Source organism: Enterobacter cloacae complex sp. P14RS (assembly GCF_014895895.1).
GTDB classification, from domain to species: domain Bacteria; phylum Pseudomonadota; class Gammaproteobacteria; order Enterobacterales; family Enterobacteriaceae; genus Enterobacter; species Enterobacter bugandensis.
On sequence record NZ_JADBQM010000027.1, the window covers coordinates 38518 to 62921 of the forward strand.

Annotated in this window: 22 protein-coding genes and 2 pseudogenes; 4 read left to right on the plus strand and 20 right to left on the minus strand. The window is 56.5% G+C overall.

From position 1 onward, the window contains the following. The first annotated feature begins 75 nt into the window (after positions 1-75). Positions 76-768: pseudogene (locus tag IM295_RS21295) on the plus strand (MipA/OmpV family protein). A gap of 171 nt (positions 769-939) precedes the next feature. Next, the gene (locus IM295_RS21300) at positions 940-1902 is read left to right on the plus strand and encodes an MBL fold metallo-hydrolase (RefSeq protein ID WP_047955838.1); all 963 of its coding nucleotides are present in this window, start codon (positions 940-942) and stop codon (positions 1900-1902) included. A 139-nt stretch (positions 1903-2041) separates the two neighbouring features. Here IM295_RS21300 and IM295_RS21305 read toward each other — a convergent pair whose 3' ends face one another. The 8 genes from IM295_RS21305 to IM295_RS21340 form a co-directional block, all read right to left on the minus strand. Continuing rightward, the gene (locus tag IM295_RS21305; protein WP_047955837.1) at positions 2042-3076 is read right to left on the minus strand and encodes a hypothetical protein; all 1035 of its coding nucleotides are present in this window, start codon (positions 3074-3076) and stop codon (positions 2042-2044) included. A 152-nt stretch (positions 3077-3228) separates the two neighbouring features. Next, positions 3229-3846, minus strand: a complete 618-nt coding sequence (locus IM295_RS21310) for a membrane integrity-associated transporter subunit PqiC (RefSeq protein WP_047063014.1) — start codon at positions 3844-3846, stop codon at positions 3229-3231. Further along, complete coding sequence (locus IM295_RS21315) at positions 3843-5504, minus strand: intermembrane transport protein PqiB (RefSeq protein WP_047955836.1); 1662 nt, start codon at positions 5502-5504, stop codon at positions 3843-3845. Before IM295_RS21315 ends, IM295_RS21310 begins: the two co-directional genes overlap by 4 nt. Beyond that, positions 5501-6124, minus strand: a complete 624-nt coding sequence (locus IM295_RS21320) for a paraquat-inducible protein A (protein ID WP_047063016.1) — start codon at positions 6122-6124, stop codon at positions 5501-5503. Before IM295_RS21320 ends, IM295_RS21315 begins: the two co-directional genes overlap by 4 nt. Further along, positions 6121-6780, minus strand: a complete 660-nt coding sequence (locus IM295_RS21325) for a paraquat-inducible protein A (RefSeq protein ID WP_047955835.1) — start codon at positions 6778-6780, stop codon at positions 6121-6123. Before IM295_RS21325 ends, IM295_RS21320 begins: the two co-directional genes overlap by 4 nt. Before the next feature lie 18 nt (positions 6781-6798). Further along, positions 6799-8346 carry a DHA2 family efflux MFS transporter permease subunit gene (locus tag IM295_RS21330; RefSeq protein ID WP_072208238.1) on the minus strand — a complete coding sequence of 516 codons (1548 nt, stop codon included), beginning with the start codon at positions 8344-8346 and terminating at the stop codon, positions 6799-6801. Positions 8347-8366: 20 nt separating this feature from the next. Next, on the minus strand, positions 8367-9527 hold the full coding sequence (locus IM295_RS21335) for an HlyD family efflux transporter periplasmic adaptor subunit (protein WP_047063019.1): 1161 nt from the start codon (positions 9525-9527) through the stop codon (positions 8367-8369). 14 nt (positions 9528-9541) lie between these two features. Beyond that, positions 9542-10909: an efflux transporter outer membrane subunit gene (locus IM295_RS21340; protein WP_047063020.1), complete on the minus strand. Its 1368-nt coding sequence runs from the start codon at positions 10907-10909 to the stop codon at positions 9542-9544. Positions 10910-11037: 128 nt separating this feature from the next. Between IM295_RS21340 and IM295_RS21345 the strand changes: the two genes are divergently transcribed. Further along, complete coding sequence (locus IM295_RS21345) at positions 11038-11688, plus strand: TetR/AcrR family transcriptional regulator (RefSeq protein WP_052768068.1); 651 nt, start codon at positions 11038-11040, stop codon at positions 11686-11688. A 371-nt stretch (positions 11689-12059) separates the two neighbouring features. On the opposite strand, the gene IM295_RS21350 is transcribed toward IM295_RS21345, so the two are convergent. From IM295_RS21350 to IM295_RS21395, 10 genes are all read right to left on the minus strand, one after another. Further along, positions 12060-12989: an NADP-dependent oxidoreductase gene (locus tag IM295_RS21350; RefSeq protein WP_047063021.1), complete on the minus strand. Its 930-nt coding sequence runs from the start codon at positions 12987-12989 to the stop codon at positions 12060-12062. Between the two features lie 25 nt (positions 12990-13014). Next, positions 13015-14364 (minus strand): alpha/beta fold hydrolase, encoded by a 1350-nt coding sequence (locus tag IM295_RS21355; RefSeq protein WP_223812791.1) that lies wholly within the window; start codon positions 14362-14364, stop codon positions 13015-13017. After that, positions 14309-15178, minus strand: a complete 870-nt coding sequence (locus tag IM295_RS21360; RefSeq protein WP_047063023.1) for an aldo/keto reductase — start codon at positions 15176-15178, stop codon at positions 14309-14311. Before IM295_RS21360 ends, IM295_RS21355 begins: the two co-directional genes overlap by 56 nt. 54 nt (positions 15179-15232) lie before the next feature. After that, positions 15233-16477 carry a S9 family peptidase gene (locus IM295_RS21365; protein WP_080346974.1) on the minus strand — a complete coding sequence of 415 codons (1245 nt, stop codon included), beginning with the start codon at positions 16475-16477 and terminating at the stop codon, positions 15233-15235. 52 nt (positions 16478-16529) lie between these two features. Further along, entirely contained in the window at positions 16530-17204 is a 675-nt protein-coding gene (locus IM295_RS21370; RefSeq protein ID WP_047063024.1) for a TetR/AcrR family transcriptional regulator, read from the minus strand. 111 nt (positions 17205-17315) lie between these two features. Beyond that, positions 17316-18143 carry a biotin-dependent carboxyltransferase family protein gene (locus IM295_RS21375; RefSeq protein WP_223812790.1) on the minus strand — a complete coding sequence of 276 codons (828 nt, stop codon included), beginning with the start codon at positions 18141-18143 and terminating at the stop codon, positions 17316-17318. Further along, positions 18124-19014 (minus strand): allophanate hydrolase subunit 1, encoded by an 891-nt coding sequence (locus IM295_RS21380; protein ID WP_193067291.1) that lies wholly within the window; start codon positions 19012-19014, stop codon positions 18124-18126. Before IM295_RS21380 ends, IM295_RS21375 begins: the two co-directional genes overlap by 20 nt. Further along, positions 19004-20401, minus strand: coding sequence for an acetyl-CoA carboxylase biotin carboxylase subunit (locus IM295_RS21385; RefSeq protein ID WP_047955834.1), 1398 nt, complete (start codon positions 20399-20401; stop codon positions 19004-19006). Before IM295_RS21385 ends, IM295_RS21380 begins: the two co-directional genes overlap by 11 nt. 16 nt (positions 20402-20417) lie before the next feature. Then, the gene (locus IM295_RS21390) at positions 20418-20669 is read right to left on the minus strand and encodes an acetyl-CoA carboxylase (protein ID WP_047063028.1); all 252 of its coding nucleotides are present in this window, start codon (positions 20667-20669) and stop codon (positions 20418-20420) included. Between the two features lie 29 nt (positions 20670-20698). Then, positions 20699-21466: a 5-oxoprolinase subunit PxpA gene (locus IM295_RS21395; RefSeq protein WP_200900453.1), complete on the minus strand. Its 768-nt coding sequence runs from the start codon at positions 21464-21466 to the stop codon at positions 20699-20701. 146 nt (positions 21467-21612) lie between these two features. Between IM295_RS21395 and IM295_RS21400 the strand changes: the two genes are divergently transcribed. Then, positions 21613-22530, plus strand: coding sequence for a LysR family transcriptional regulator (locus IM295_RS21400; RefSeq protein WP_193067292.1), 918 nt, complete (start codon positions 21613-21615; stop codon positions 22528-22530). 214 nt (positions 22531-22744) lie between these two features. Here the strand turns inward: IM295_RS21400 and IM295_RS21405 are convergent. Together IM295_RS21405 and IM295_RS21410 are read right to left on the minus strand one after the other, a co-directional pair. After that, a pseudogene (locus tag IM295_RS21405) lies at positions 22745-22982 on the minus strand (Arm DNA-binding domain-containing protein); the annotation flags it as partial. 408 nt (positions 22983-23390) lie between these two features. Beyond that, a partial coding sequence (locus IM295_RS21410) for a CHAT domain-containing protein (RefSeq protein WP_193067293.1) occupies positions 23391-24404 on the minus strand: 1014 nt, incomplete at its 5' end.

Here is a 24404-nt window from a genome sequence, read left to right on the forward strand (position 1 = left end):
GTCGCTGGCATTTTTTCAACACCCGTTGCATGGGCTCAGACCGACGATACGAATAAGTCGGCGAGAGGTCAGGCGATGCCCGAAGCCGGACGCAGTGAACCGACGTGGGGGATTGGCGTTGCCGGTGGCATACAGTACCGCGTCTACCGCGACTTCGACGACCGCGTTCGAGGCTTGCCAATGATTACCTATGAGAACAAATGGATTCAGGTGGCCGGGCCTGTCCTGGACGTCAAGCTTCCGTCGGTCGGGCCGGTGTCATTCAGGCTGCGTGGTCGGTACATCGGGGAAGGCTTCGATTCGGGCGATTCCCCATATTTCGCGGGCATGCGCGATCGAGACTCCAGTTTCTGGCTCGGCGCCGCCGCCATCTGGCGTACCGGCATTGCCAATTTCTCTGCTGAAGTGCTCACGGATGCCATGAGCAACAGCGGGGGGATGCGGACGACGCTGCAGATCGACAGGCGATTTACCGCAGGCACAATCGGGCTGGCCCCGCGGCTGGCGGCCGAGTGGGTGGATGGCGAGTACGTGGACTATTAATACGGCGTAAGGTCAGACGAGGCACGGAGCTGGCGCCCGGCCTACGGCGGTAGTTCCGCGCTCAATACCGAAATCGGGCTTCGCGTGGACTGGCAGCCCGTGTCCAGTCACACCATGTTCCTCGACATGGGCGCCAAGCACATGGGCAGCTCGATCCGCAACAGCCCGCTGGTGGAAAAGAGCACGCAGTATGGCCTTGGTCTCGGCTACCTCTATCGGTTCTGAGAAGCGATTGATGGCATCGCCCGTTGTTGGCGTTTGCCGGGTATCGCATTCGACTCGAAATGAGGGGGATGCAACGTATTGGGAAGGTCTTCTGGAACACCGATTGGTGTGTTCATCGAGCGACTCATGCCATAGGCGTTCATCCTCATCGTCAATGTGGAAGGGGTGGCTATGGCAATTTTCGGCAAATCCAGACGTTTCAGGAATCTTGACGGGAGCGAAGCTCCCGGCACCGTGGTGCCGGCATTTCGGATGCTGGTCGTCGATAGTCTTGCAGGCCGGGGCCGTGGTGTACCGAGAAAGGCTTCGGTGCCGTGTGTGGTGCCCGATCTCGTCGCGATCGCCACTCCACCGGGCACGGGTGAAGGCGCGCGCCTGACCTGGATCGGGCATGCGAGCTGGCTGGTGCAGATCGAAGGGAAGTCGTTCCTCGTCGATCCGGTCTTCGGTGAGCTTGCCCTGGGGCCAGGGGGGCGGAATGTTCCGGCTGGCCTGCGCCCCGAGGATCTGCCATCCATCGACGCGGTGCTGATCAGTCACAACCACTACGACCATCTCGACCTTCCATCCGTGAAGAGCGTCGATGCGCCGGTGATCGCCGGCCTGGGCATGGCGTCGTTCCTCGCAAAAAAAGGGATTTCCGCAAGCGAGTTGGACTGGTGGCAGTCCATCGACATCGGCCCCGTGAGGGTGACTTTCGTGCCCGCCCAGCACTACAGCCGTCGCGGCTTGACCGACGTAAACGAAACGCTGTGGGGCGGATTCATTCTCGAGGGAGCTTCCGCCTGCATCTACCATTCGGGCGATACGGGCTACTTTGACGGGTTCCGGGAAATCGGCCGCCGTTTCCCGGTGATCGATGCTGCACTTTTGCCCATCGGCGCCTATGAGCCGTCCTGGTTCATGCGCCGCCAGCACATGAACCCCGAGGAGGCTGCCCGGGCCTACAGGGATCTTGGTGCCGGGTGCTTCTTCGCCATGCACTGGGGGACTTTCAAGCTGACCTACGAGCCGCTAGACGAACCGCCGGTTCGCCTGGCAGCAGAGTGGGAGCGCCTTGGACTTCCCGCATCGGAAAAGCGGGTTCTTGCCGTTGGCGAAACCGCGGACGTGTGGCGTTATCCGAATGACTAATCTCATACCCGCCGGGCAGTCAGCGCATTGTCGTACAGACAGAAAATGAGTAAGGCCTTGACGATTTCCGCTGGCAGCCCGGTCCCCACGCTTTCTTGGCGGAAGCCTGGGTGGATCCTGCAAGCCCTGGCGTCCCACGCTAGTCTGGCAATGCGGTATGCACCTGACGTAAATCCACCCGGCCGATTGTCCCCCTGATGCGTCCCAGCCACAGGGTGCCCTGAATTTCGACTGCGCCGCTCGCCAGAGGAAAATCCGCGCAGTCAACCAGCGGCTGCACGCTCATTGTTTGTGGGTCAATGCGTAGCACGCGCGCATTCCCGCACGCAGCACCTTCCTTCCCGGAGAAATACTCAACGATTTCCCGTAGGGTGCCTTGCTGGCCCGCGAGCAAAAGACTACCGTCCGGCGCCCAGTGTACATTGTCGCTGTGGAAACCGGTTTGAATTACATGTTTCTTCGCGGCACCGGCTCTGAACGAAAAGCGGTTAAAGGTCTGGCGGACAGAATCTGCGTAGTAGAGCCATTCTCCGTCAGCCGACGTTTCGATTCCGTTCGGCATCAGGTCGCCTCCGGTATCGACCTTGCTCCATCCGGAACGGGAACTCCAGGCCAGCACCTCACCGATGCTGCGCCCACCCTCGATTTCCTCGAAATTCAGCGCACGACCTCCCTTCTTGGGGATGGGCAGCGTGGTCTGCGTCATCACGAATCCGTCGGGCATTGGTGCGACCCCGTTGCCGGTCACAGAACCCGGTGTAAGCACGCAACCCCGCCAGTGGATGCGGGGCAGAACGTCACGGGTATCGACAGTGAAAATCTCCACGGATTCGCGGACGCCGTGATGCACGACGAGGAGCTGGTGGACACCGTTCGCGCCACGACGAATGGTGAGTCCGTGTGGATTGAAGCGCTCTGGCGGCCGGTCGGGCTGGCCGTGAAAGGTGTGCGCGTCGAAGCGTACCTGCGCCTCCGGAGAGGGATAAAGGGCACGGATTGCATGCGTGGATGTGTTCACCAAATCCAGTCGCCCTTCGCCATCGGGTGCCAACGCTCTCACGCTCACGATCAGCCAATGCGTGCCTGGAATTCCAGTCAGGTCTTCAGAGGCTTCGATTGATCCCACCGGCGCTACCTGCGTTGCACCGTTTGTCAGGTTCTTGGGTGTATCCATTGTCATTCAACCCTCAATGTTTATGGGGAGGTGGTTCAAGAAGGCGAGGTCCACCCTCTCGCGATTGCGGATGCTGTCTATCAATCTACTATCGTCGGACTCCCGATCACATCCTCCGTCGATCACGGGCAGGACGCGCAATACTCCCGGGGTTACTCCTGTGGGTCCACGCAAGCTGCCTGACGAGAATGTGCCCAGGCTCGTGCATCTGTCGCTATCCTCCTGGCTAACGCAGCGACCAGTCGTTGTTGGGCCTGAACCATTTCCGGATAGCCTCCTGGCGCGGGCTCATCCAGATAGCCCCGGCAGACCAGCCGTGGCTTTCCCGCCTCATTCGCGAATCCCAAACTCCAGTCGGCATCAAGCTGAACCCGTTGTCCGGGCCAGGCATCAAACCGACGCAACTGGAGTTTGATTCTGAGTACAGGCCTGGCAGAGGTCTGTGGCAGCCCGGCCACATCCTGGGTGGCCAACTCATGCGTCAGTACTGACGATAAGGCACTACGAATTTCGTCATCCAGCGGGCCAGTCCAGCGCTCGTTATCAAGGACAACGGCACCAGCGGCGCCCTGTCGTACGACCAGTTGTGACTGATCGTTCTGTGACGGGATACCGACCGGCAATACATCAACCATGAAGGGGGCCGGTGGCTTCGTCGTTATTGTTTCCCCGGACGGTGCGAGAAGTGAGTAGTAATGTACTGGCGGAGACGCGCAGGCATTCAGAAAGAAGACCGGCACGAGAAGCCCAGAAAAACGGTAACTTTTCATTGATGCGATTCCTGTTGACTTACTGTGTTGTCTTTTCCTGTGGCAGGAGGCGAGGGAGATTCCGGGCGTCCGCGCAACAGTGATTCAGGATGCCGGCCAAGCATGTCTGTCAGCACCCGTAGTGAGCGAGATACCCGCTGAACTTCCTGTAGCGTCTGGCCCAGGTTTTGCTGTAATGGCGCATCTTCGGCCAGCACACCTTGTGCCGCACCAAAGGCCTGCCGGGCCTGCAGCAGGGTCTGCGTGGTTTGCGGTAACGTCTGGCTGTTGACTTGCTTAAGGGTCTTGTCAAGTTCTGCTAATGTGCTGTCGAGGTTTCGCCCGATTGAGTCGAGGGGCATCTTCTCTATCTTGCCGACGATGCTGGCCACCTGCCCCTGCAACTGATCGAAACTGCCGTTGATTGTGGGAACGCTTAGTGGGCGTGCCGATATGTCTATGGTTCTTTTCGGTGCATCCGGAACAAATTCCAGCGAAACATAGAGCTGTCCGGTCAGCAGATTTCCTGATCTCGCCTGCGCGCGCAGGCCATGTTCGACCAGTTCTCTCAGAAATTGAGCGGCTTGTTGCTCTGTATTTGTACCAGGCAATTTATCCAACAGACGCCCAAGACGTTGTGGATACACCACGATGCCAACGGTTGTGGGGAATCGGAGCGTACTTGGATCGTAGTCGAGGTTTATTGATACCACCCTGCCCAGATCCATCCCCGAGAATTGAACCGGAGCACCTACAGATAAACCGCGTAGTGCCTGGTCGAAGCGTAGCTGGACGAACTGCTCCGGCCCGTCGGGTTCAGCCATGGCGCTGGCTTGATCCGGTGCAAGACTGAACTGGGTATTTTCAGGTGCCTTTTGCGTGTGATCTTTGCCGCGTGCAGAGGCGGCGAAAGCAATTCCTCCCGCCACAATTGTGGCCACGGATTGCGTTTTGAGCTTGAGTCCGTCAGCACCCAGCGAAACATCCATCCCACTGGCATTCCAGAATCGGGTATCGGTAGTGACAAAGCTGTCGTAGGGTTTGTCGATGAAGACCTGCAGGCTGACGTGATTACCATCATCATCAAGCTTGTAGGAGGCTACCCGGCCCACCTGGATACGCCGGAAGTAGACCGGCGAGCCAACATCCAGCGACCCCAGATCTTCGGTATGCAGGACAAATGACTTTCCGGGCATACCACCAATAACCGTTGGCGGCGTTTCAAGGCCAGTAAAGACTTTGCTGGATGCATGTTCCGATCCAGCATCCGCCGCAATATAGGCGCCGGAGAGAAGTGTGTCGATGCCTGATATACCGCCGGTGCCAATACGCGGGCGCACGACCCAGAACCGCGTGTCGCTGCGGGTCAGACTTTCCGCGCTCCTGGCCAACGAGACCGTGGCGGCAACGTGCGAGCCGTCGTCGCTGAGTGTGATTGCCGTTACTGTGCCCACGGTCACGTCCTTGTACTTGACCGGTGTTTTGCCTGCCTCCAGTCCTGCCGCTGTACGGAAAGCTATAGTGATTTCAGGACCAGCTGACAGCCAGGTATGCGCCAGCATTGACAGCCCGACCAGTGCAGCGATGGCTGGTACCAGCCATACCAGGGAAATACGCCAGCGACGGCGGGCCACTGCAGGATTGCCGGGCTGGTGGATATGTTCGGGTTCGTTATTCATTCCGGTTTATCATCCCATATCAGACGGGGGTCGAAGGTCATAGCTGAGAGCATGGTAAGGATCACCACCACGCCAAAGAAGAAGATGCCAACTCGTGGCTCGATATCACTCAGGCCCTGGAACTTGACCAGCGCGGCAACTACAGCCACCACCAGTACGTCGAGCATTGACCAGTAGCCGATCACCTCAACGAGCCGGTAGAGTCTGGCTCGCTCGCGTCTCGCCCAGTTACTGCGTCGTTGTGAAGTTATCAGCAGCAGTGTGAGGACAAGAAACTTGGTGCAGGGAACTGCCACGCTGGCAATGAAAATCACCAGAGCGATGCCATAAGACCCGGATTTCCAGAACTCGATAGCGCCGTTCATGATGGTGCTACCGCTGCCACTGCCGAGTAGGCTGGTATACATAACCGGCAGCACGTTGGCCGGAATGTAGAAAATCAAGCCAGCGATCAACAAGGCCCAGGCCCGCACAATGCTGTCGGGGCGCCGACGATGCAGTGATGCGCCGCAGCGAGGGCAGTGTACGTGCTTCGTTTCGTCGAGCTTGTCCTGGCAAACGAGTCTACAGATATGGCAGCCGATGACACCCAGGTGGCACGCGCGGGGAGGCAGATTCATGTGCGGCCCGCCTGCCGTTGCTGGTTGTATTCGGTCAGCTCCCACAGCCAGTGGATATCGCGGCTCGCGATCAGCGTAATCAGCAGCACTAACACGGCCGTGGCCCAGATCCCCGGTCCGGGTGCTACCTGGAGGAAACTTGACAGTTTGATGACCGCCACCAGAATGCCGAGCAGACCGACCTCAATCATGCTCCAGGGGCGCAACGCGACCAGCATCCGCATCGCCTGCGCGAAGCCTGGCGCACGCCGACCAGTGCGGGCAAAAGCCAGCACCCAGGCCAGCAGAGTGATCTGTAGAAGTGGTGCCACGATGATTGATATTGCAGTTGGTACTGCAATGGGAGCGCCAGGTCCGTAGGCGAGCGCCGCCGTCGACTGCCAGAGCGTGGTCTCGTTGTGCAACCCCTGCATACTGATGCGAACGACCGGGCAGACGTTGGCGATCACGAACACGATTGCTGCGGCGACGGTCAGCGCCAGCCAACGATCGACATCCAGACGGTTGGCGCGATAGAGGATGGCAGTACATTGCTCGCAGCGTGCAACCTCGCCCGGGGCCAGCGCGATGCGCCGGTACACCCTGTCGCAGTGCTCGCAGACAACGAGGTCTGGAAACACGATGAGTTTAGCGGAGAGACTCAGTTTCTTTGCCATGGTTTTATGCCCTGTTGTTTAGTGACCGCCGCTCATGTCGATGGGTCCCTTTGGTTTTGGAGAGAACCAGATTAATGCGGCGGCGAAGGCGAAGCAGAAAGCAATCGCAGCGAACATGTTGAGTGTTGCGAGCATGACGCTCTGGCCCTCAACGATGCTGCTCAGCGTAGATGTGGCAACCTCTCTCGACATTCCACTGGCCATCATGCTGTCGAGGGTGGTTTGTCCCTGAGTCATCGCGCTTGCCAGTTCAGTCTGGTTCTCACGTGTCGCGTTGGCCCACCCGGTCTGAACTATTGAAGTCGCAAACGCGCCGGCGAGCGTTCGCATGAAATTTGAGATCCCGGCCGCGTCGGCCTGTTCTGCTGTTGTGACGCTCGCCATACACAGACCGGTTACAGGGATGAAAAACATCATCAGGAATGGGCCCGTCAGCAGCATCGGCCAGGCCATCTGAATGAAGGTAATATCCGGCGTGAATCCCACCCGCCACGCAGATATGCCACCAAGTCCCAGCAATCCGACCGATACAATCAGCCGTGGATCGAGCCTTGCCGCTACCTGACCGATGATGGGGGAACTAATTACTGCGAGAATCCCCATGATCCCGGTGGCATATCCTGCCCACGTGGCGGTGTAGCCCATGTTCTGCTGCAGCCAGAGCGGGATCAGAACAATACTGGCGAAGAACGCACCAAACGCAACCGAGTAGGTAATGGAAGCCGCAACGAAGCCGCGATGGCGAAACACGTGCAGATTAACGATGGGATTCTTTTCGGTCAGTTCCCACATCAGGAAGGCGACAAAGCCGATTACTGCAATCACTGCAAGCACGCGGATTTCTGTTGCAGCGAACCAGTCATGGTTGCGGCCTTCATCAAGCATGATTTGGAGCGCACCGACCCACACAATAAGCAGGCCAAGACCCACTACATCAATCGGAGACCGGGTGACCGTTTCCTGCTGGCCTCGCATCAGGTACAGAAGTCCTAGGCCACCGGCGGCAGCAATTGGCACATTGATGAAGAATATCCACTCCCACCCGACGTTATCGGAGATCGTGCCGCCAAGAATGGGACCGGCGATCGGTGCGACTGTGGTTGTCATCGCCCATATGATTGTCGCGATTGTCGCCTTCTCAGGTGGGAAGATACGCAGCAGAAGGGTCTGCGAAAGGGGAATGATCGTACCACCGGCCAAACCCAGGAATATGCGCCCGGCGACGAGCATGCCAAGCGTGCCCGACAGGCCACACACTAGCGAGAGCACGCCGAAGGCCAGATAAGAGGTAATGAACACACGATAACCACCGAAGCGGCGCATGAGCCACCCGGTAAGCGGCACAGTGATCGCTTCGGCCACTGCGTAGGAGGTGATAACCCAGCTTGCCTGGCTGGACGAGACCCCTAACCCGCCGGCGATATGGGGGATCGAGACGTTGGCGATAGTGGTATCCAGCACGACCAAAAAATTGCCCAGCCCGATCAGGATAGCGGCGAGGATGAGTTTCCCGCCCCTTAATGACCGGGCGGCTGGATTTTCATGCTGAGAGATGGAATCAACCATTATCGTCTGGTTCCTCACAATCAGTTGGAGACGTCGATATCGGCGGTCATAGACAGACCGACACGAAGAGGATGCTCTGCAAGCTGTTGGGGATCGAGTGCAATCCTTACTGGCAGGCGCTGGACGACCTTGATCCAGTTGCCGGTTGCGTTTTGCGCCGGCACTACAGAAAAGGCCGAGCCGGTACCGCCGGAGAAACCGACGACTTTGCCGTCATACTTAACGCTATTACCGTAGAGGTCTGAGGTGAGCTTAACCGACTGGCCTGGCTTAACCTTCCTGAGTTGACCCTCCTTGAAGTTGGCGTCCACATAGCTGGCGTGGATCGGGACCACGACCATCAGCATTGCGCCAGGCTGCACACGCTGACCAACCTGCACCTGGCGACGGGAGATGATCCCATCAACGGGTGCACGAAGAATGGTGCGTTCGAGGTCGACCTGAGCCTGCTCCCGTGCAGCACGTGCTGCCAGCACCTCGGGATTGGTGTCAGGTGTACTCTTGTCTATAAGTGCCCGGTTGGCGTCACGGCTCCCGATGGCAGTGGCACGATTGGCCGCGGCCTGCGTACGGGCTGCTTCAGCAACTCTCAGACTGGCGAGCGCAGTGCTGTAGGCATTGCGCGCTGTGGTCAACTCTTCGCCTGAGACGGAGCCCGACTCAGCCAGGGCGTTGCGGCGGTCAAGATCGATTTTCGCTCTGGCAAGATCAGCCTGTGCAGAAGAGACCTGCGCCTGGGCGCGCACTTCGTCGGCAGCCCGTGCCGCTATTTGCGCGTCAAGACCGCCATCCGTGGCGATAAGACCGCGCACGCGGCGTTCAGTCAACGCCAGCTCAGCTTCGGCGCGCTTTAGCGCTATCCTGGCATCCGTATCGTCCAGTCGAACGAGAACATCCCCCTGTTTCACGTGCAGCGCATCATCCACCAGGACTTCGCGCACAGGCCCCCCAATCAGAGGGGTCACCTGAGCGATATTAGCCCCGACGTAGGCATTGTCGGTTTCAGCATGGCGGGATGCGACGAAAAGATCATATGCGTAATAGCCACCCCCGAGCGTAGCGACGCTCGCCAGCAGGGCCAGAAATAGCCGCTTTCGCCTGGCGTTTTGCGCTCTGCTATCCGCAGCAGTATTGTTGGCAACGGGAACATCTTGTTCAATGGTATTGGTGGATTCAGACATGGCTCGGATTTCCTTTATGCGCGATAGCCGCCACCGAGCGCACGGATGAGGGCGATCTTGAGGACAAGGGCGCGGCTTTTCAGAGACGCGACCGTGCGGCGGGTGCTGATGAGGGCGTCTTCGGCAGCCAGCACATCAAGATAGGTCGCAAGGCCGCCGCGATAACGATTGCTGGCAACGAACCATGCGGCACTGGCAGAGCGCTCTGCTTCCTGTGCGTGTTCAAGCCGCAGGTCCAGCGCGCGTGTGCTTGTGGCTGCATCAGCCACATCTCGCAGCGCCTGCGTTAATGCGCCGTCATATTGGGCGACGGCCACCCGGTAATCGGCTTCGGCGGCACGGTACTGTCCGCGCAAACGCGCGCCGTCGAAGATCGGCAAGCTGATGGCCGGGCCGACTGTTCCAAAATCGGACCCTGACTCAAACACATTTCCGATGCCGAGAGCCTGCAGGCCAATCAGACCTGTCAGATTGACGTTTGGATAGAAGGCCGCCCTGGCTTCCTTGATCTGGCTCGCAGCAGCTTCTGCCCGGAGCCGTGCGGCAATGATGTCAGGGCGTCGTCCGATTAATTCGGCCGGTAGATTGGCTGGCAGGCCGAAGCTGCCAGTAATGGTCGCGCCCGGACGCGCTATAGTCAGTCCGCGATCAGGGCCAGCCCCAATCAGTGCTGCAATCCGGTGACGAGTGAGGGAGAGGGATTCATTCTGTTCAGCCAGATCGCCCTGAGCTGTGGCGAGTGCTGAACGGGCGCGCTCAACCGCACCTTTATTTTCCAGCCCTTGCTTATTACGACCCTCTATCAGTTCCAGTGTGCGCTTACGCACTTTAATAGCATGTTCGGCGGCATCATGTTCGGCGTAATCTCCGGCCAGATCTCCGTAGGCGCTGGCGATGCCTGCTGACACAGCCAGACGAGTGGCCGCAGCTTCGGCACCTGTTGCTTCGGCTTGTGAACGCGCTGCTGCTAATGCCGCCCGGTTGCGGCCCCAGAAGTCGAGCTCCCAGGTAAGATTGAGGGTTGTCTGACCATAATCACGCCAGCCCTCGGGCAGCCCACTTGCCGGGGAAAGATAGTTGTAGCTTTGCTTGGTCGATCCGACCTCACCATTTGCTGTGATGGCGGGAAGCAACCTGCTCCGGGTCTCCTGAACCAGTGCTTCGGCACGGGCAAAACGTGCTGAAGCCACGCGCAAATCGGTCGCTCCCTTCAACCCCTCGGTGATCAGTGCATTGAGCTGGGCGTCGCCAAATTCTTCCCACCAGCGATCCGAGGGCCAGGCCCTCCCGGGTGCGGAAAAGCTTGTAGCACTCGCGAAGCTTTCTGGTCCTGCAGGCACCACGTCATTTTTTTGTGGCAGGGGAGCACAGCTGCTTAGCATGAGCACAACCACAAAGGCGGTGACACCTCCCGACGCCGTGGTCCGCCATTGGAAATTTGATGACCCCATAATATGCCTACATAACCATACTGTACGGTCATTTTAGATATATGTTCTTGCAGGTGTCAATGCAAAATCGTACAGTGCTGTATGAAAAAGTGAGGTTTCGAATGAGAGTAAAGACAGACGATCGGCGTAAGGCGATCCTTGATGTGGCAATCGAGGTATTTCGCGATGTCGGTTATGCGCGCGCCAGCATGGCGATGATCTCAGCGCGGATCGGAGGATCGAAAGGCACCCTGTATGGCTACTTCAAATCCAAGGAAGCGTTATTCGCTGCTGCCATGATGGCAGTGATGGAAGAACAAGCAGATGAGATTATGGGACTGCTTGATCTGTCCGAGCCGGATGTTTCACTGGCACTTCGGCGTTTTGGTGAGGCCCTGCTTGCTTTGCTGACTTCTGCAGATACGCTTGCCATCATGCGAGCTGCCATTGCCGAAGGCGCAAGTTCTACGCTGGGAGCCACGCTCTACGAGATGGGGGCCGGGCGGGCGTGGGAACATATGACAAACTATATTGCCCGTCAGCAGGAGAATGGTGTGATTCGTCCGGTAGACGCCCGCGTTGCCGCGGCGCATCTAAAGGGTTTGCTCGAAATCGGATTTATTGAACCGTTGTTATTTGGTGCTCAACCCTGGTTTACGCCAAAGGAAGCTGTAGCAACAGCGGTCGATGCGTTCCTTCGGGCTTATGTCAGCAACGGCGGGGGACAGTAACTATTGTTCTCGGTCTGACCTTCTCATCGCAAAGTCCAAATCCAGAGCGATGGAGCACAGGTCACCACCGGCAACATGCTGCCCGGCTCCTTCGTCACGGCAAAGCAGGAGGCACTGATACCTGTGTCGCTGTAAAACCCGTATTCTCGTGCACCACTGGCGATCCGTGTACCTTGCCGCCCGGGCTAGGCTGGAGTCGTTTCGTTGCTTCAGTCCATGCGATATTGCTGTGGCATAGCTATACATGAACAATCTTGTTTAACCAGAGTCGCCATGTCCCGTCATGATCGCCACTGAGTTTCAGTTGATATCATGTTCGGCAATGGCCGTTTTCTGCCATTGCCGGGTTCCTGAGACAGGTCCGTCGCTGATTACATGATCAGCACAATCCGCCCGGCAGGCCGCCGGCCGAGTTCTGCGTTCCTGATGACAGTCAGCGCGTCGGTGAACGGCGCTTCCAGTCCAATGGATACATGGATTTTGCCTTCACAGGCCAGTCGGGCTATCTCCCGCAGGTTCCTGAATCCCCCTGTTGCGAACACCATCCGGTAGCGCCCTGAAATAAAGCCGCGCAGCATTCTGCCAGGTGTCGGATTAATGTCGATGAAGCGTCCCCCGGACTTCAGCATCGCCAGACCCTCGGCGACGTCGAGCGTGCCGAGCGTGTCGAACACCGCGTCGTACGGGCCATAAGCGGCGAAGGACGTTTTGTCCGGGTAGGTAAAGGCCGGGCGGACACCGGCCAGCTCCACGCTTGCCAGCGAGGCTTCGCCGCAGGCGCCGGAAACCTGTGCTCCACAGGCCTGAGCCAGTTGCACAGCACTGCTGCCGACCGCGCCGCTGCAGCCGTGAATGAATATCCGCGACTCGCTGCCAGCACGCGCTGCGCCCACAATGGCCGCCCAGGCGGTGGCGAATGGAATGGGTAAGCACGCAGCTTCACTGAATGACAGCGCGGCGGGCTTGGGGGCAACCAGCCTCGCGTCAGCATCGACGACCTCGGCAAACGCACCCTGCCTTTTGATTTCTACCGTGCCGAACACCTCATCGCCAACCCGGACGTCTGTCACGGCGGTGCCAACCTCGTCGACAATGCCTGCAAAGTCAGAGCCCATGCCCTGGGGAAACCGGTTGCCAGTAACGAACTTCATGACGCCACGGCGAATCTTCCAGTCGAGCGGGTTGATTGCTGCGGCCTTTACGCGCACGCGGACTCGCCGGGGTTCAAGGGCTGGCAGCGAATATTCTGCAAGCGACATTTCTTCGGGGCCGCCGTAGCGGCTGAACTGGACTCTCTTCATGGATGCCTCGTAATGACAATGGGATTTAGAACGTCACCGCGTCGCGCGGCGGAGTATTGATGTCGATGTCTTTGACGCTGGCAGCCGCCGGCCTTTCGGCAGAGGCATCAGCTGTCTGCGACCTGCCCAGAACGGTCGCCATAACCGAGTTCTGCCAGTTGAAATAGGGATTGAAAGTCAGCCGCGCGTGGACTTTTCCCTGCTCACGGTGGCCCCAGTCCGAATACCAGACCGGTACGCCTTGCTCGCAGGCCTGCGTGTCTTTTGCACTAAAGCCATTCAGGCAGATACGAATAATTCCGCCTTCGCCATACACGGGGTTGGCCGGGGCAAATGTCAGGCTCATGTGCGAAAACTGACTGATGCGCCATGCGGGGAGCCTGTCGGGACGAACTAGAACGCGTTGCATATCCACCAGACTGTCCGGTGCCTTGCCGTACCAGATCAGGCGGCTGTCCGGGTGTGTGAAGCGCCGCTGGAAAACGTCGAGCAGATAACCAGTATCCAGCACCGAGTCATGCCCGGCGACCGCCATGAATACCGGCCTGTCATAGGCCCGCTCTCGCAATAGCCGGCGCGCGTTGGCGCTGGTCCGGTAGAATTGTGCGAAACCGTTGGCCGGTACATTGAAGTATTTGACGGCATTCTGCATCGGAACGTTGCCGTCCGGTGTGATGAGCCAGGGCCTGATACGGGCTGCCAGTGGCGCAAGCCAGTCGAATGGCATGCTCTTGAACCCTGGCGAAAACAGCACCAGCCCTGCGATTTCTGGATGGGAGTAAGCGTAGTCGAGAGCCAGATTGGCGCCCGTGGAGAAGCCCCCCAGGTAGACTGGTCCTTCGACATCCTTCTGCAGTGCGTTGGCCTGTTCCCACACGACCTGCTGCCATTGCTCTGCTGTGGTTTGCAACAGATCCTCGGGGCGGGTTCCGTGTCCGGGGAGAAGCACCGTTCGCACGAGAAACCCTTGCATTGCCAGCGGCTGGCCAAGGTCCCGGAATGACCACGGCGAGTCGCCCAGGCCATGCACGAGCAGGATCCCTTTGCGGGGATAACTTCCTTTCTCCGACGACGCGGGTCGCCACTCCTGAGGTGTATTCCACGTCAGTTCGGCATCGTGGTCGGCAAGCTGAAAATGGCGACCAGCCTGTATATGTTGGATTGTTTCGCGTCGATAGTCCTCGAAGCTCACTGCTGCAGCGGGCGGGGCGCTCAGTTTTACGCTGGCGCAGCCGGTCAATATGCCCGCTGTAACAAGGGTCGCTGCGATCAGTATAAAACGGTGCCTCGGGTGGCCCGGTATCGTGCGGCAAACCGCTTCACGCGAGTTCGGCATGATCTTCTTCAGTGAGCCGGATGCCGCCAGCGGCGACATTCTCTTCAAGATGCCTGACCGACCCTGTGCCAGGGATTGCCAGCATGGCCGGTGAGGACGCCAGTAACCAGGCCAGCGCGGCCTGAACAGGCGTGGCACCGTGCCGCTTTGCCACTCGGGTAAGCCGCCCGTCGTCGATCTCGCCCACACCTCCGCCAAGCGGGAAAAACGGGCAGAAGGCGATGCCGGATTCTTCGCAGGTCTGCAACAGGCTCCGATCCTCGCGCCGGGCGAAGTGAAAGTTGTTCTGCACGGCCACGACCGGAGCGATGGCGCGGGCCTCATTGAAATGCCCGATATCGACATTGCTGATGCCGAGGTGGCGAATCAGGCCTTCTTCGCGAAGTGCGGCCAACGCCCCGAAGCGCTCTGCAAGCGACTCGCCGTGCGGTACCGTCATCTCACCGATGCGCAGGTACACCAGGTCGAGGCGGTTCACGCCGAGGCTTGCCAGGTTCTCCTCGACAAGCTTACGCATGTCTCCGCCCGTGGCGGGCCGGTGGCTGCCATCCGGGTTGAATACAACACCGACCTTGGTTGCAATCACCAAATTTGAAGGATAGGGATGCAGCGCTTCACGAATGAGCGCATTGGCTCGTACTACACCATCGGAGCTTTGGTAGAAATCGGCCGTGTCGATCAGGTTGACGCCAAGTTCAACCACGCGGCGCAGCACCGCGCGGCCGGTCTCCGGATCGCGAGCCGGACCGCGGAAACCATTGCAAGGCAGGCGCATGGCGCCAAAGCCGAGCCGGTTGATCGACAGATCCCCGCCGAGACGGAATTCAGGGGAGGGGGTAGCGGATGAGTCCATGTCATGCTCCTGGGAAAATTTGAGAAGACCACAAGGTTCAGCGAGACGCGCGATTTACCCGCGCCCAAGCCGGTCTGCAATCCGGTCGAAGATGAATTCGGTGGCCGTGGCATAGCCTCCTATCTGGCAGTGCGACTGCGCCGTCGAAGACTCATCGAACAACAGATACTCCTTGGGGCAATTCAAGGCGTCGAAGAACGGCCTGGCACCGTGGAAGACCTCGCCGGTTCCATCCAGCACCAGCGTTTCACAGGTCACCTGGTCCAGGATGGCTGAGTTGTCATAGGGCTGGAGGGCCTGCACTACATCTTTGATCGAGTTGGGCACGCCATGCTTCCAGGCGTAATCACTCACCAGATTCCGTAACTGATCAGGAAGCTCGGCCAGCGGCCGGTCGGCGAAACGCTCCAGCTGCGCGATGATTTGACGTCCCCAACTGATGTTGCCCGGATCAGTGATGCAGAGCTTGATACGTTTGTCGAACGCAGCCACGCGAGGCACCAGATAGCCGCCGAAGCTCAGGCCCATCAGCGCGATATTGGAGGCGTCTATCTCCGTAAACTTCTCCAGCGCGAAGTCAATCAGCGGGCTGACAACCTTCTCCCAGTCGGGGCGGAAGGTCAGGTTGTTCAGACGCAGCGCGAACCCCTGGCCAGGGCCATCGTAGGTCAGGCAGTGAATGCCCCGCTGAAGCGCACCTTCGCAAACCCACCGGGTGTCCTCGGCCCAGGTATCCCGGCCCGGTGTGACGATGAGTAGCGGGGCTTTCTCGTCAGCATGAGGTGATCTGTAGAAATAGCCGGGAAGGAAGCTGCCTTCGTAGGGGATTTCGATGCGTTCGGCGGGATAGCCGGACAGAGAGATGTGTCGCTCGTAGCACGATGCGCTGGCGACTGCGTACTCCTTCATACGCTTGTCCCCGAAGTCGCTGAAATAAAGCAACGCGCAGCGCCAGTACGTCGAAGCGCGAAGGTAGGCACTGGCCGCGGTGACAGACCTGTTATTTCTGTCCGCATCTTCGGCCCTGTCTTGCAGCCGGGTCGCCAGCGCGGCCCAGGCACTGACCCAGGTCTCTTCGTCGCTGCCCCTGAGCTGGTGCACCACGTCCATGACCTCGCCGAAGTCGGTCATGCCATAGGGCATCAGGCCCAGGATGTGCTTGATCAGCGCATCGAGCAGCACGTTGTCGTTAAAGAAACTCGGTTGTGCCCAGTGTTTTTTCTCCGGGCTGGCAACTTTTACATTGGCCGCATTCGTATTAGCCTGCTCTTTTCCGGACTGACTACTTTGAGTATTCATACATTTCTACCTCCATTCTTCTTGCTGGTTGCTACGTGGTTAAAAAAATGTTTCATTTCTTACTGTCTTCGTCCGTTTGCCCACCCGCTGCGCCATGAAGAAAAATTTGTACAGCATGACCAACGATTTCCTCGATTTCAGCATCAGTCAATGTTGGTGATCGAAGTCCAGACGCAGCCTGAAGCTTGGTGTTAGCGGCCACCAGACTGACAAAATGTTCCGCCAGCGCTTTGGCGGGGACGTCGCGGCCTAATCCTTTTCCCGGCTGCTGTTGAGCGGCAATCCAGACTGAAAGAATTTGGATGGCTTTACCGTAGCTGACGTCCCACATAGCTCTGGCAACGTCCGGAAAGCGCCGGCCTTCATTGACCAGAAGTCGATGCAACGCAAGGGTGCGTGAAGACAGGGCAGATCTCAGTAGTTGCCGGCCAAGAACTGGCAGCACCTCGCCTGGCTCTCCGTCCGCGATGTTCAGTTGCTCCAGCGGCCTGGCAACCTCGGTACAGAGGTCGATCATTGCATGCCTGAAAAGACCTTCTTTTCCTCCAAAGTGGCTGTAAATGGTGCTTCGTGATCCACCAACACGCGCAATCAAGTCATCAACAGCGACTGCATCAAAGCCCCGTTCAAGGAACAACTCGGCGGCGGCCTCAGTCAGGTCACGGACACGTTGGGCTCCTCTGGCAGTTCTGTGCTTAGGAGCGGAGGTTCTTTCGTCAGCTACCATTTTATTCTTCCGGTCTGGATAGATATTTGTACTGTACTATACAGTACAAATAGCAGCAGTTCAAATGGCAAAGCGCAAGATTTTGGAAGGAGTAAGAGCGCAATCAGACTGTCAGGCAGTGAATGCAATGCCCACCGCATCGCGCAGCAGGACAATTGGCTCAAGCCCACCCGGTGCCTGAACGGAACCAATGGGGTAGCAGGCATCGACAATATTGGAGGGATCAGAGCCTGCGCCAAACGGTGGCGTCCGTGGGTTAAACGCCAGCGGCTGCCCGCCTTTCAGACGGTAGCCCGTGCGGTCGGCTTCGGTACTGACATACCAGTCGTCGGCAAAGAAGGTATCGACCGCGGCATCCGTCAGTCGGTGGATATAGAGGCCCGGTACCAGTCGCAGAGTGACGGATTTCTCCAGCACCGGCAGTAATGCCTCAGGAACAGTGTTCCCCTCGCGGCGGAAGCGATCTGCGTTTACTGGATGCACGTTCAACACATCATCCGCTGCCAGTCGCCGCCCCTGAAAGCCCCCCAGCGCCCCCAGCGTATAGGTCGAGCCGCTTCCCAGGACGCGCGGCACATCAAGGCCGCCAGCAATCGCCAGATAGCCACGGCATCCCTGGCGGGCCGGGGCAAAGCGCAGATGTTGCCCGGCGTGGATATACAGCGCGCTGTGCGCAGCAGCAGGTTGATTGTCAACGATCGGCGTCATCGCCGCGCCGCACACCGCGATCAGCGCATCGGTGGAAAAATGTAACTCCGGGCCGAGCAGCGTCATCTCCAGCACCGCATCATCGGCTGCGTTACCCACCAGCAGGTTCGCCATCTGCATTGAATACGGATCCAATGCGCCGGAGGGGGGAATGCCCAGGTGGTAATAGCCTTCACGCCCTGCATCCTGTACCGTGGTGGCAAGGCCAGGCTTAATCACATTGATGGTCATACAACCCCCTTTTCAATAACTGAGGATAGCCCTGCGGATCGGCGACAAAGTCTGCAAGCACAAATGTCACATCGCGAATGCGCGGGGAAAATATGCCTTTTTTCACCTGTTCGCTGATGTCGTCATAAGTCTGATGATCGATGGCGCGGAACTGCACAATGTCACCCGCTTTGAAGAACACCATTTCGCTTTGCAGATACGGCTGACGTTGCGCCGGATCATAGATCGGCATTGGCGTGATACCAAACAGCTGATAACCGCCAGCGCCACGCACCGAGTAGATACAGCCGAAGCAGCCGCCATGACCGAGGGATAACCCGGGCGTATCGGTACGCGGGCGCAGGTATTTCGGTACCTGGAGCTGTTTGTCATGCCCGACCATCTGGTACATAAACGGCAATCCGGCGACAAAACCCACCATCGACACGAACCACGGCGTACCGCTGTGCGCGGCAATAAAGTCGTCTTTATCCGCATAACCGTTGATGTGTGCGGCATAGTCGAGGTCGCTGCCTTCCGGTGCCTGATGGCGATCGCGAAAACGCATTAACGTCTCGTGTGTCCACGGATCGTTGTACAGCACCGGCACCTCAATAATGCGTGTCGCCAGCGTTGCGTCGGCTTCGCTATCGGCTTCCAGCGCCTGCAACTTGTCGAGCAGCGTTTGCGGTGCCAGCACGTCCGGGTTAAAGCGTACCTGGAAAGAGGCGTTCGCCAGGCAAATATCCAGCACACCGGGGAGCTGGCATGCCTCCAGTGCCCGTGTCAGTGTCAGGCCGTGGAAAAAAGCATTTAACGACATTGACTGGTCAATTTCGGCAAAAAGATGCTCATCTCCGCCAAACGAGTAGCGAATCGGATTATTGGCCATAGCGCCTCTCCTGTAGCGGCGGCGTGGCTGCACTGTCGCGCTCCGCCAGCCACTGCTCAAGGGTGGTGGTGGTAAATTCTCCCGCCTGCAATTGCGGGTGTTGCAGCAGCCATTGATGCAGCGGGGCGGTGGTTTTGATGCCACGTAGTTCAAGCCCGCCGAGTGCCTGGCGGGCGCGGGCCAGCGCGTCGGCGCGATCGGGGCCCCAGGCAATTACCTTCGCCAGCAAGGAGTCATACCACGGGGGAACGCTGTAACCGCTGAAGACATGGCTGTCGACACGGATCCCTTCGCCACCCGGCCACACCACTGCGTCTATCCGGCCAGGGCAAGGGAAGAAGTTCTTGTCGGGGTCTTCGGCGTTAATGCGCATTTCGCAAGCGCTGCCGCTCAGGTGCACATCCGACTGCGCCAACGTTAGCGGTTCACCGTTGGCAATGCGTAACATCCACTGCACCAGATCGATGCCCGTTACCATCTCGGTTACCGGGTGTTCCACCTGGATACGGGTATTCATTTCAATGAACCAGAACTCGCCGCGCGTTTCATCAAACAGGTATTCCAGCGTGCCTGCCCCGCGGTAGCGTAGGTGCCGCGCCAGTTGCACTGCGCTGTCGCAGAGCGCGGCCCGCTGGGCAGGACTCAGGGCAGGCGAGGGCGCTTCCTCAAAGATTTTCTGCCGACGGCGCTGTAACGAGCACTCGCGGTCGAACAGGTGGATCACCCGCTCGCCATCGCCGAGGATCTGCACTTCAACATGACGGGCGCGGGCGATAAAACGCTCGAGATAGACTGCGCTTGAGCCAAAAGCGGCTTTCGATTCGCTCTGGGCAACGGGGAATTCCCGCGCCAGTGCCTCATCATTTTCTACCACGCGGATACCACGACCACCGCCACCGGCTGCGGCTTTAATCAGGCAGGGATAACCGATCTGGCTGGCGCGAACTTGCGCTGCCTGTACCGTTTCCAGCACCCGGGAGCCGGGAACGACCGGCACACCGGCTTCTGCTGCTGTGCGGCGGGCTGCGGCTTTATCGCCCATCACGCGAATGGTTTGCGCGTCGGGGCCGACGAAAATATACCCGGCCTGTTCAACCCGCTCGGCGAACTGGGCATTTTCCGACAGAAAACCGTAGCCAGGGTGGATCGCATTTGCACCGGTTTGCGCGGCGGCATCCAGTAAGGCATTAATGTTGAGATAACTGCGCGCGGCAGGTGCCGGGCCGATAATGCACACCTCATCGGCCAGTTTTGCCGCAAGGCTTTCGCTGTCCGCCTCGCTGCATGCCGCCACCGTTGGGATCCCCAGTGTTTGCGCAGCACGAATAATACGCACCGCTATTTCCCCACGGTTAGCGACCAATAATTTTTTTATTTTCCCCGTCATAAATCCTCCGCAGTGATTATTCGTTATCGGTTTTTATTATGGCGATCACCTGTCCGGGTTCGACGGCATCACCATTTTGTATGGTGATGGCGCTTATTATGCCGCGAGTCTCGGCGAATATTTCACTGAACTGCTTCATCACTTCAATTAAACCAATAATGGTATCGGGTTCGACTTTATCGCCATCCTTAACAAAAGGTGCAGCCTCCGGTGAGGGTTGCCGGTAAAAAATACCTGGCAATGGCGAAAAAATTTCAATATCAGACATCGTATTTCTCTCCAGATAAGCGGGAATGATTAAACCATACCCGGTGAGCAGACGTTTATACCTGCATTAATGAGCGCCATTTTTACCGAGCTGATAATTTCCAGTGCGCCGGGCGTATCACTGTGGATACAAATAGAATCGAAACGAATCGGGATGGTATTGCCGGTAACGGTTTTGACTTTCCCCTCCAGACAGGCCATTAACACTTTCTCGGTGATCGCCTGCACATTAAGACGTCCGGTACTGCGGGTGAAGACAATAAGCCCTTGATCGTCATACTCTCTGTCGGCGTAAAACTCGGTGACTACCGGATGCTCCAGCCGCTGCGCTGCCTGCCAGACGGCGGAGCCCGCCATGCAGTAAAGATAGAGGCCGGCGTCGAGTTGATGCAGGGCGGCAACAAAACATTGCGCTGCCGTTTCATCCCGCGCCAGGTGCATATATAACGCGCCGTGCGGTTTAATATGCTGCAATGGCAAGGAGTATAAACGTGCGAATTCCCGCAATGCACCCAGTTGGTAAATAATGTCGTTAACCAGTTCGTCCATCGGAATAGATAAATGGCGGCGACCAAATCCTTGTAAATCATTAAATCCCGGATGTGCGCCAATGGCTACGCCATTTTTTCTGGCCGACTCGACAGTTTTTCGCATAATACTGGGATCACCAGCGTGAAACCCGGTGGCAATATTGTCGGAGCTGATTATCGTCATAAGTTCATTATCAACATCATCGCCAATTATCCATGAGCCAAAACTTTCTCCTATATCGGAGTTGATATCGACCGTTTTCATCATAATAATTTCTTATTTCCGTTGGGGACGTCAATTCACTATATGAAGATTTATTTGTATCCGAAAAGTATTATTTTTAGATAGTCTGATATCAGAAAAACAGAACGCTCATGGGCAAACATTTTGCTTAAATAAAAAGAGGGGCAGAGATGCTGACATTACGCCAGGTTCGTTATTTTGTTGCCACCGCCGAAATGGGGCAGATCTCGCTGGCGGCCTTGCATCTCAATATTTCTCAGTCGGCGGTCACCGGGGCGATTCAGGAGCTGGAGCAGCTATTGGGCAAGAAGCTGTTTACCCGCTCGGTGCACGGCATGATGCTGACCGACTACGGGAACCATTTTCTTAACCATGCCTATACCGTGTTACAGACCGTGGATAATGCCGTGCGTAGTATGCCGGTTAATGACACGGGTGTGCGAGGCACGCTGCGCCTGGCGGCAAGTTACACGGTGATTGGCTATTTTCTGCCGTTCCATCTGCAACGGCTGGCGCAGGATTACCCGCACATTGATATCCAGTTGTTTGAGTATGAGCGGCAGGATATTGAACAAGGATTGGTTGACCAGAAGCTGGATATGGCACTGGTGCTGACTGGCAATTTACGCCATCAGTCGATTTATGCCGAAACCCTGTTTAATTCTACGCGCCGCTTGTGGCTGCCATCGCGGCATCCGTTATGTGAAAAATCGCACGTGACGCTGGAGGATGTGGCCGGGGAACCTTTCATTATGCTCACGGTGGATGAAGCCGCAGACAGTGCCATGCGCTACTGGGAAGAGGCCGGAGCCTGCCCGAGCGTCATCCTGCGCACCAGTTCGGTCGAGGCGGTGCGCAGCATGGTGGCTAATGGTTCGGGGATTGCTATCTTATCGGACCTGGTTTATCGCCCGTGGTCGCTGGAAGGGCGGCGCATTGAGACCCGTTCGCTGGTGAACCATGTGCACCCGATGAGCGTCGGCCTAGCATGGCGTCATGACGCCCACTTCACCCCGGCGATGGCGGCGCTGCGCGAGTATTTCCGCAGCGCATTCGTGACGCAGCAAATCAATATGGTGCGACGTTAACACCTCTCTGCGCCCGACGTGAGTAAACCTTTCCCTATTAATAACCAAAAGTTTTGGCATTTGAGAAATGGACAAGACTGGAGCGCCCCGAGCCGTAGACAAATCTGCCCTGTAGTTTGAGCACTGAAGAAGTCTATGGGTACACCGCGTTTTACTCCCGAATTAAGAAGAGGCTGTCCGCCAGATAATCGAACGTAGTTATTCCGTGGCCGAAAATGCGTTGTTGAGCGGGATTAATGTTCCGAGCCAGTAACTTACGGATCCCCTCGCGTTGCTGTCGGGCACCAGCCAGCGACATAACAGGGTAAGCACTTAAGCCAGGACGGGATGCTTTACCGTTGATACGGTATTTGGGATACCAAAGACGTGAACCGTCTGGATGGACACGCAGCTACAGACCAATCAGAGGCTTTACAAGAAGGTTTGAGGCTGCGGGTTTTCGTGTCGTTAAGGGGGGCATTTGGCGATCACTCCACAATCGAACTGAAATGACCCAGATTTGACGACCACTTTTTCCCGATGCGGGGGGTAAACTGAATACGAATCGGGAAGGCTTTTCACGCTAACTTATTGAATCAAAATCGTACATGGATTCGCAAAGCGACATGAAAACAAGAATTTGACTCTCTGACTGGGATCGCCTTTGCCAGTAACTGGCTAATAATTAAGCTAATCCTGAATTTCCTTTTTGTCAAGACCACCAGAATGACCACCAATCGAAGCTGGTGATCATTTTTGTACATTTGGTTATCGCTATTTAATTTATGAAACTTGGGTTGTTGTACGGCCTGAACCTACCTCGTTTGGATTCTAAGATCTGCAGGTGATTTTTATCTGCAGATCCTATATCAGTAAGTTTTTTATTCTATGCTTAGATCTTCTGCATAAATTAAAACTTTTTCAGGAGAGCCTATTTGCACATAGTTCAGGCATTCAGCAAACAAGAAGTGATTATTAAGTTCATCACTAATTTGATTTTTAGATAGGTCTGTTAAATTTTCAAAGAAATAATAAACTCCATCTAAAAAATCGTGAGGGTGATTTTCTAATGCGATATTTATATATTTCCGTAACTCTATTAATATGGACTTATCATTAATTTTATATTTTCTGAAAATGTACATTAAAAAATAATCGAAATAAACTCGGCGGTTAAGTCCCGTAATGAACTCTGACCATCTTAAACTTGTTTTAGTGAATAAAATTCTTTCAGGTAGATAGTATCTTAGGCGTTTATATAATCGGCCTATATAGATAGCCGCATCTCTACTTAATATGGGGTATGTACTAGCCAGTACCGTTTTTGCTCCTGCACATAGAAAAGCATTTGCTGCATTAAAATGATTTCTATCGGCTGGGCTTGTATCACAAGCACTTAATACGACTATTGGTGGGATATTAGCTAAACCCATTAACTCATAAGGATACAAAATTTCACCTGATAGCTCAAGGAATCCATGCCCATCATAATCATGGCCACCGTGCATATCAAATATTACAAGAGCGAATTTAAATGAATTCAAAGAATCCACTAGCTCATTTTTATTTGTGACATCTTTAAATATTACTTCCATTTCAAAGTTCGGGATGTAAGACCCTTTTTTAGAAACTTTTTCATTTACTACTGAATTAATACTAGGGTCGTTGCATTCTTTTATTACCCGATGCAATTCATTTTTTATATCATTACTTATACGTTCCCCAGCTTTAAAGGAACTGATGACTAATATTTTTTTAAAACTATCTAGGCTTATTGAAACTTCGTTATTATTGAGAAGAATGTTTTGTTTTATAAATCCCGGGGTGTTGAATATACGACTTGTGTTATGCCTTATCATCAACGGTAGGCCATTTACATTAGTCCATTCCAAAGG

Bases quoted from the DNA above. Each gene is read 5' to 3' on its own strand.
- IM295_RS21300 (WP_047955838.1), top strand. From the start codon at position 940: ATGGCAATTTTCGGCAAATCCAGACGTTTCAGGAATCTTGACGGGAGC.
- IM295_RS21305 (WP_047955837.1), bottom strand. From the start codon at position 3,076: ATGGATACACCCAAGAACCTGACAAACGGTGCAACGCAGGTAGCGCCG.
- IM295_RS21310 (WP_047063014.1), bottom strand. From the start codon at position 3,846: ATGAAAAGTTACCGTTTTTCTGGGCTTCTCGTGCCGGTCTTCTTTCTG.
- IM295_RS21315 (WP_047955836.1), bottom strand. From the start codon at position 5,504: ATGAATAACGAACCCGAACATATCCACCAGCCCGGCAATCCTGCAGTG.
- IM295_RS21320 (WP_047063016.1), bottom strand. From the start codon at position 6,124: ATGAATCTGCCTCCCCGCGCGTGCCACCTGGGTGTCATCGGCTGCCAT.
- IM295_RS21325 (WP_047955835.1), bottom strand. From the start codon at position 6,780: ATGGCAAAGAAACTGAGTCTCTCCGCTAAACTCATCGTGTTTCCAGAC.
- IM295_RS21330 (WP_072208238.1), bottom strand. From the start codon at position 8,346: ATGGTTGATTCCATCTCTCAGCATGAAAATCCAGCCGCCCGGTCATTA.
- IM295_RS21335 (WP_047063019.1), bottom strand. From the start codon at position 9,527: ATGTCTGAATCCACCAATACCATTGAACAAGATGTTCCCGTTGCCAAC.
- IM295_RS21340 (WP_047063020.1), bottom strand. From the start codon at position 10,909: ATGCTAAGCAGCTGTGCTCCCCTGCCACAAAAAAATGACGTGGTGCCT.
- IM295_RS21345 (WP_052768068.1), top strand. From the start codon at position 11,038: ATGCAAAATCGTACAGTGCTGTATGAAAAAGTGAGGTTTCGAATGAGA.
- IM295_RS21350 (WP_047063021.1), bottom strand. From the start codon at position 12,989: ATGAAGAGAGTCCAGTTCAGCCGCTACGGCGGCCCCGAAGAAATGTCG.
- IM295_RS21355 (WP_223812791.1), bottom strand. From the start codon at position 14,364: ATGTCGCCGCTGGCGGCATCCGGCTCACTGAAGAAGATCATGCCGAAC.
- IM295_RS21360 (WP_047063023.1), bottom strand. From the start codon at position 15,178: ATGGACTCATCCGCTACCCCCTCCCCTGAATTCCGTCTCGGCGGGGAT.
- IM295_RS21365 (WP_080346974.1), bottom strand. From the start codon at position 16,477: ATGAATACTCAAAGTAGTCAGTCCGGAAAAGAGCAGGCTAATACGAAT.
- IM295_RS21370 (WP_047063024.1), bottom strand. From the start codon at position 17,204: ATGGTAGCTGACGAAAGAACCTCCGCTCCTAAGCACAGAACTGCCAGA.
- IM295_RS21375 (WP_223812790.1), bottom strand. From the start codon at position 18,143: ATGACCATCAATGTGATTAAGCCTGGCCTTGCCACCACGGTACAGGAT.
- IM295_RS21380 (WP_193067291.1), bottom strand. From the start codon at position 19,014: ATGGCCAATAATCCGATTCGCTACTCGTTTGGCGGAGATGAGCATCTT.
- IM295_RS21385 (WP_047955834.1), bottom strand. From the start codon at position 20,401: ATGACGGGGAAAATAAAAAAATTATTGGTCGCTAACCGTGGGGAAATA.
- IM295_RS21390 (WP_047063028.1), bottom strand. From the start codon at position 20,669: ATGTCTGATATTGAAATTTTTTCGCCATTGCCAGGTATTTTTTACCGG.
- IM295_RS21395 (WP_200900453.1), bottom strand. From the start codon at position 21,466: ATGATGAAAACGGTCGATATCAACTCCGATATAGGAGAAAGTTTTGGC.
- IM295_RS21400 (WP_193067292.1), top strand. From the start codon at position 21,613: ATGCTGACATTACGCCAGGTTCGTTATTTTGTTGCCACCGCCGAAATG.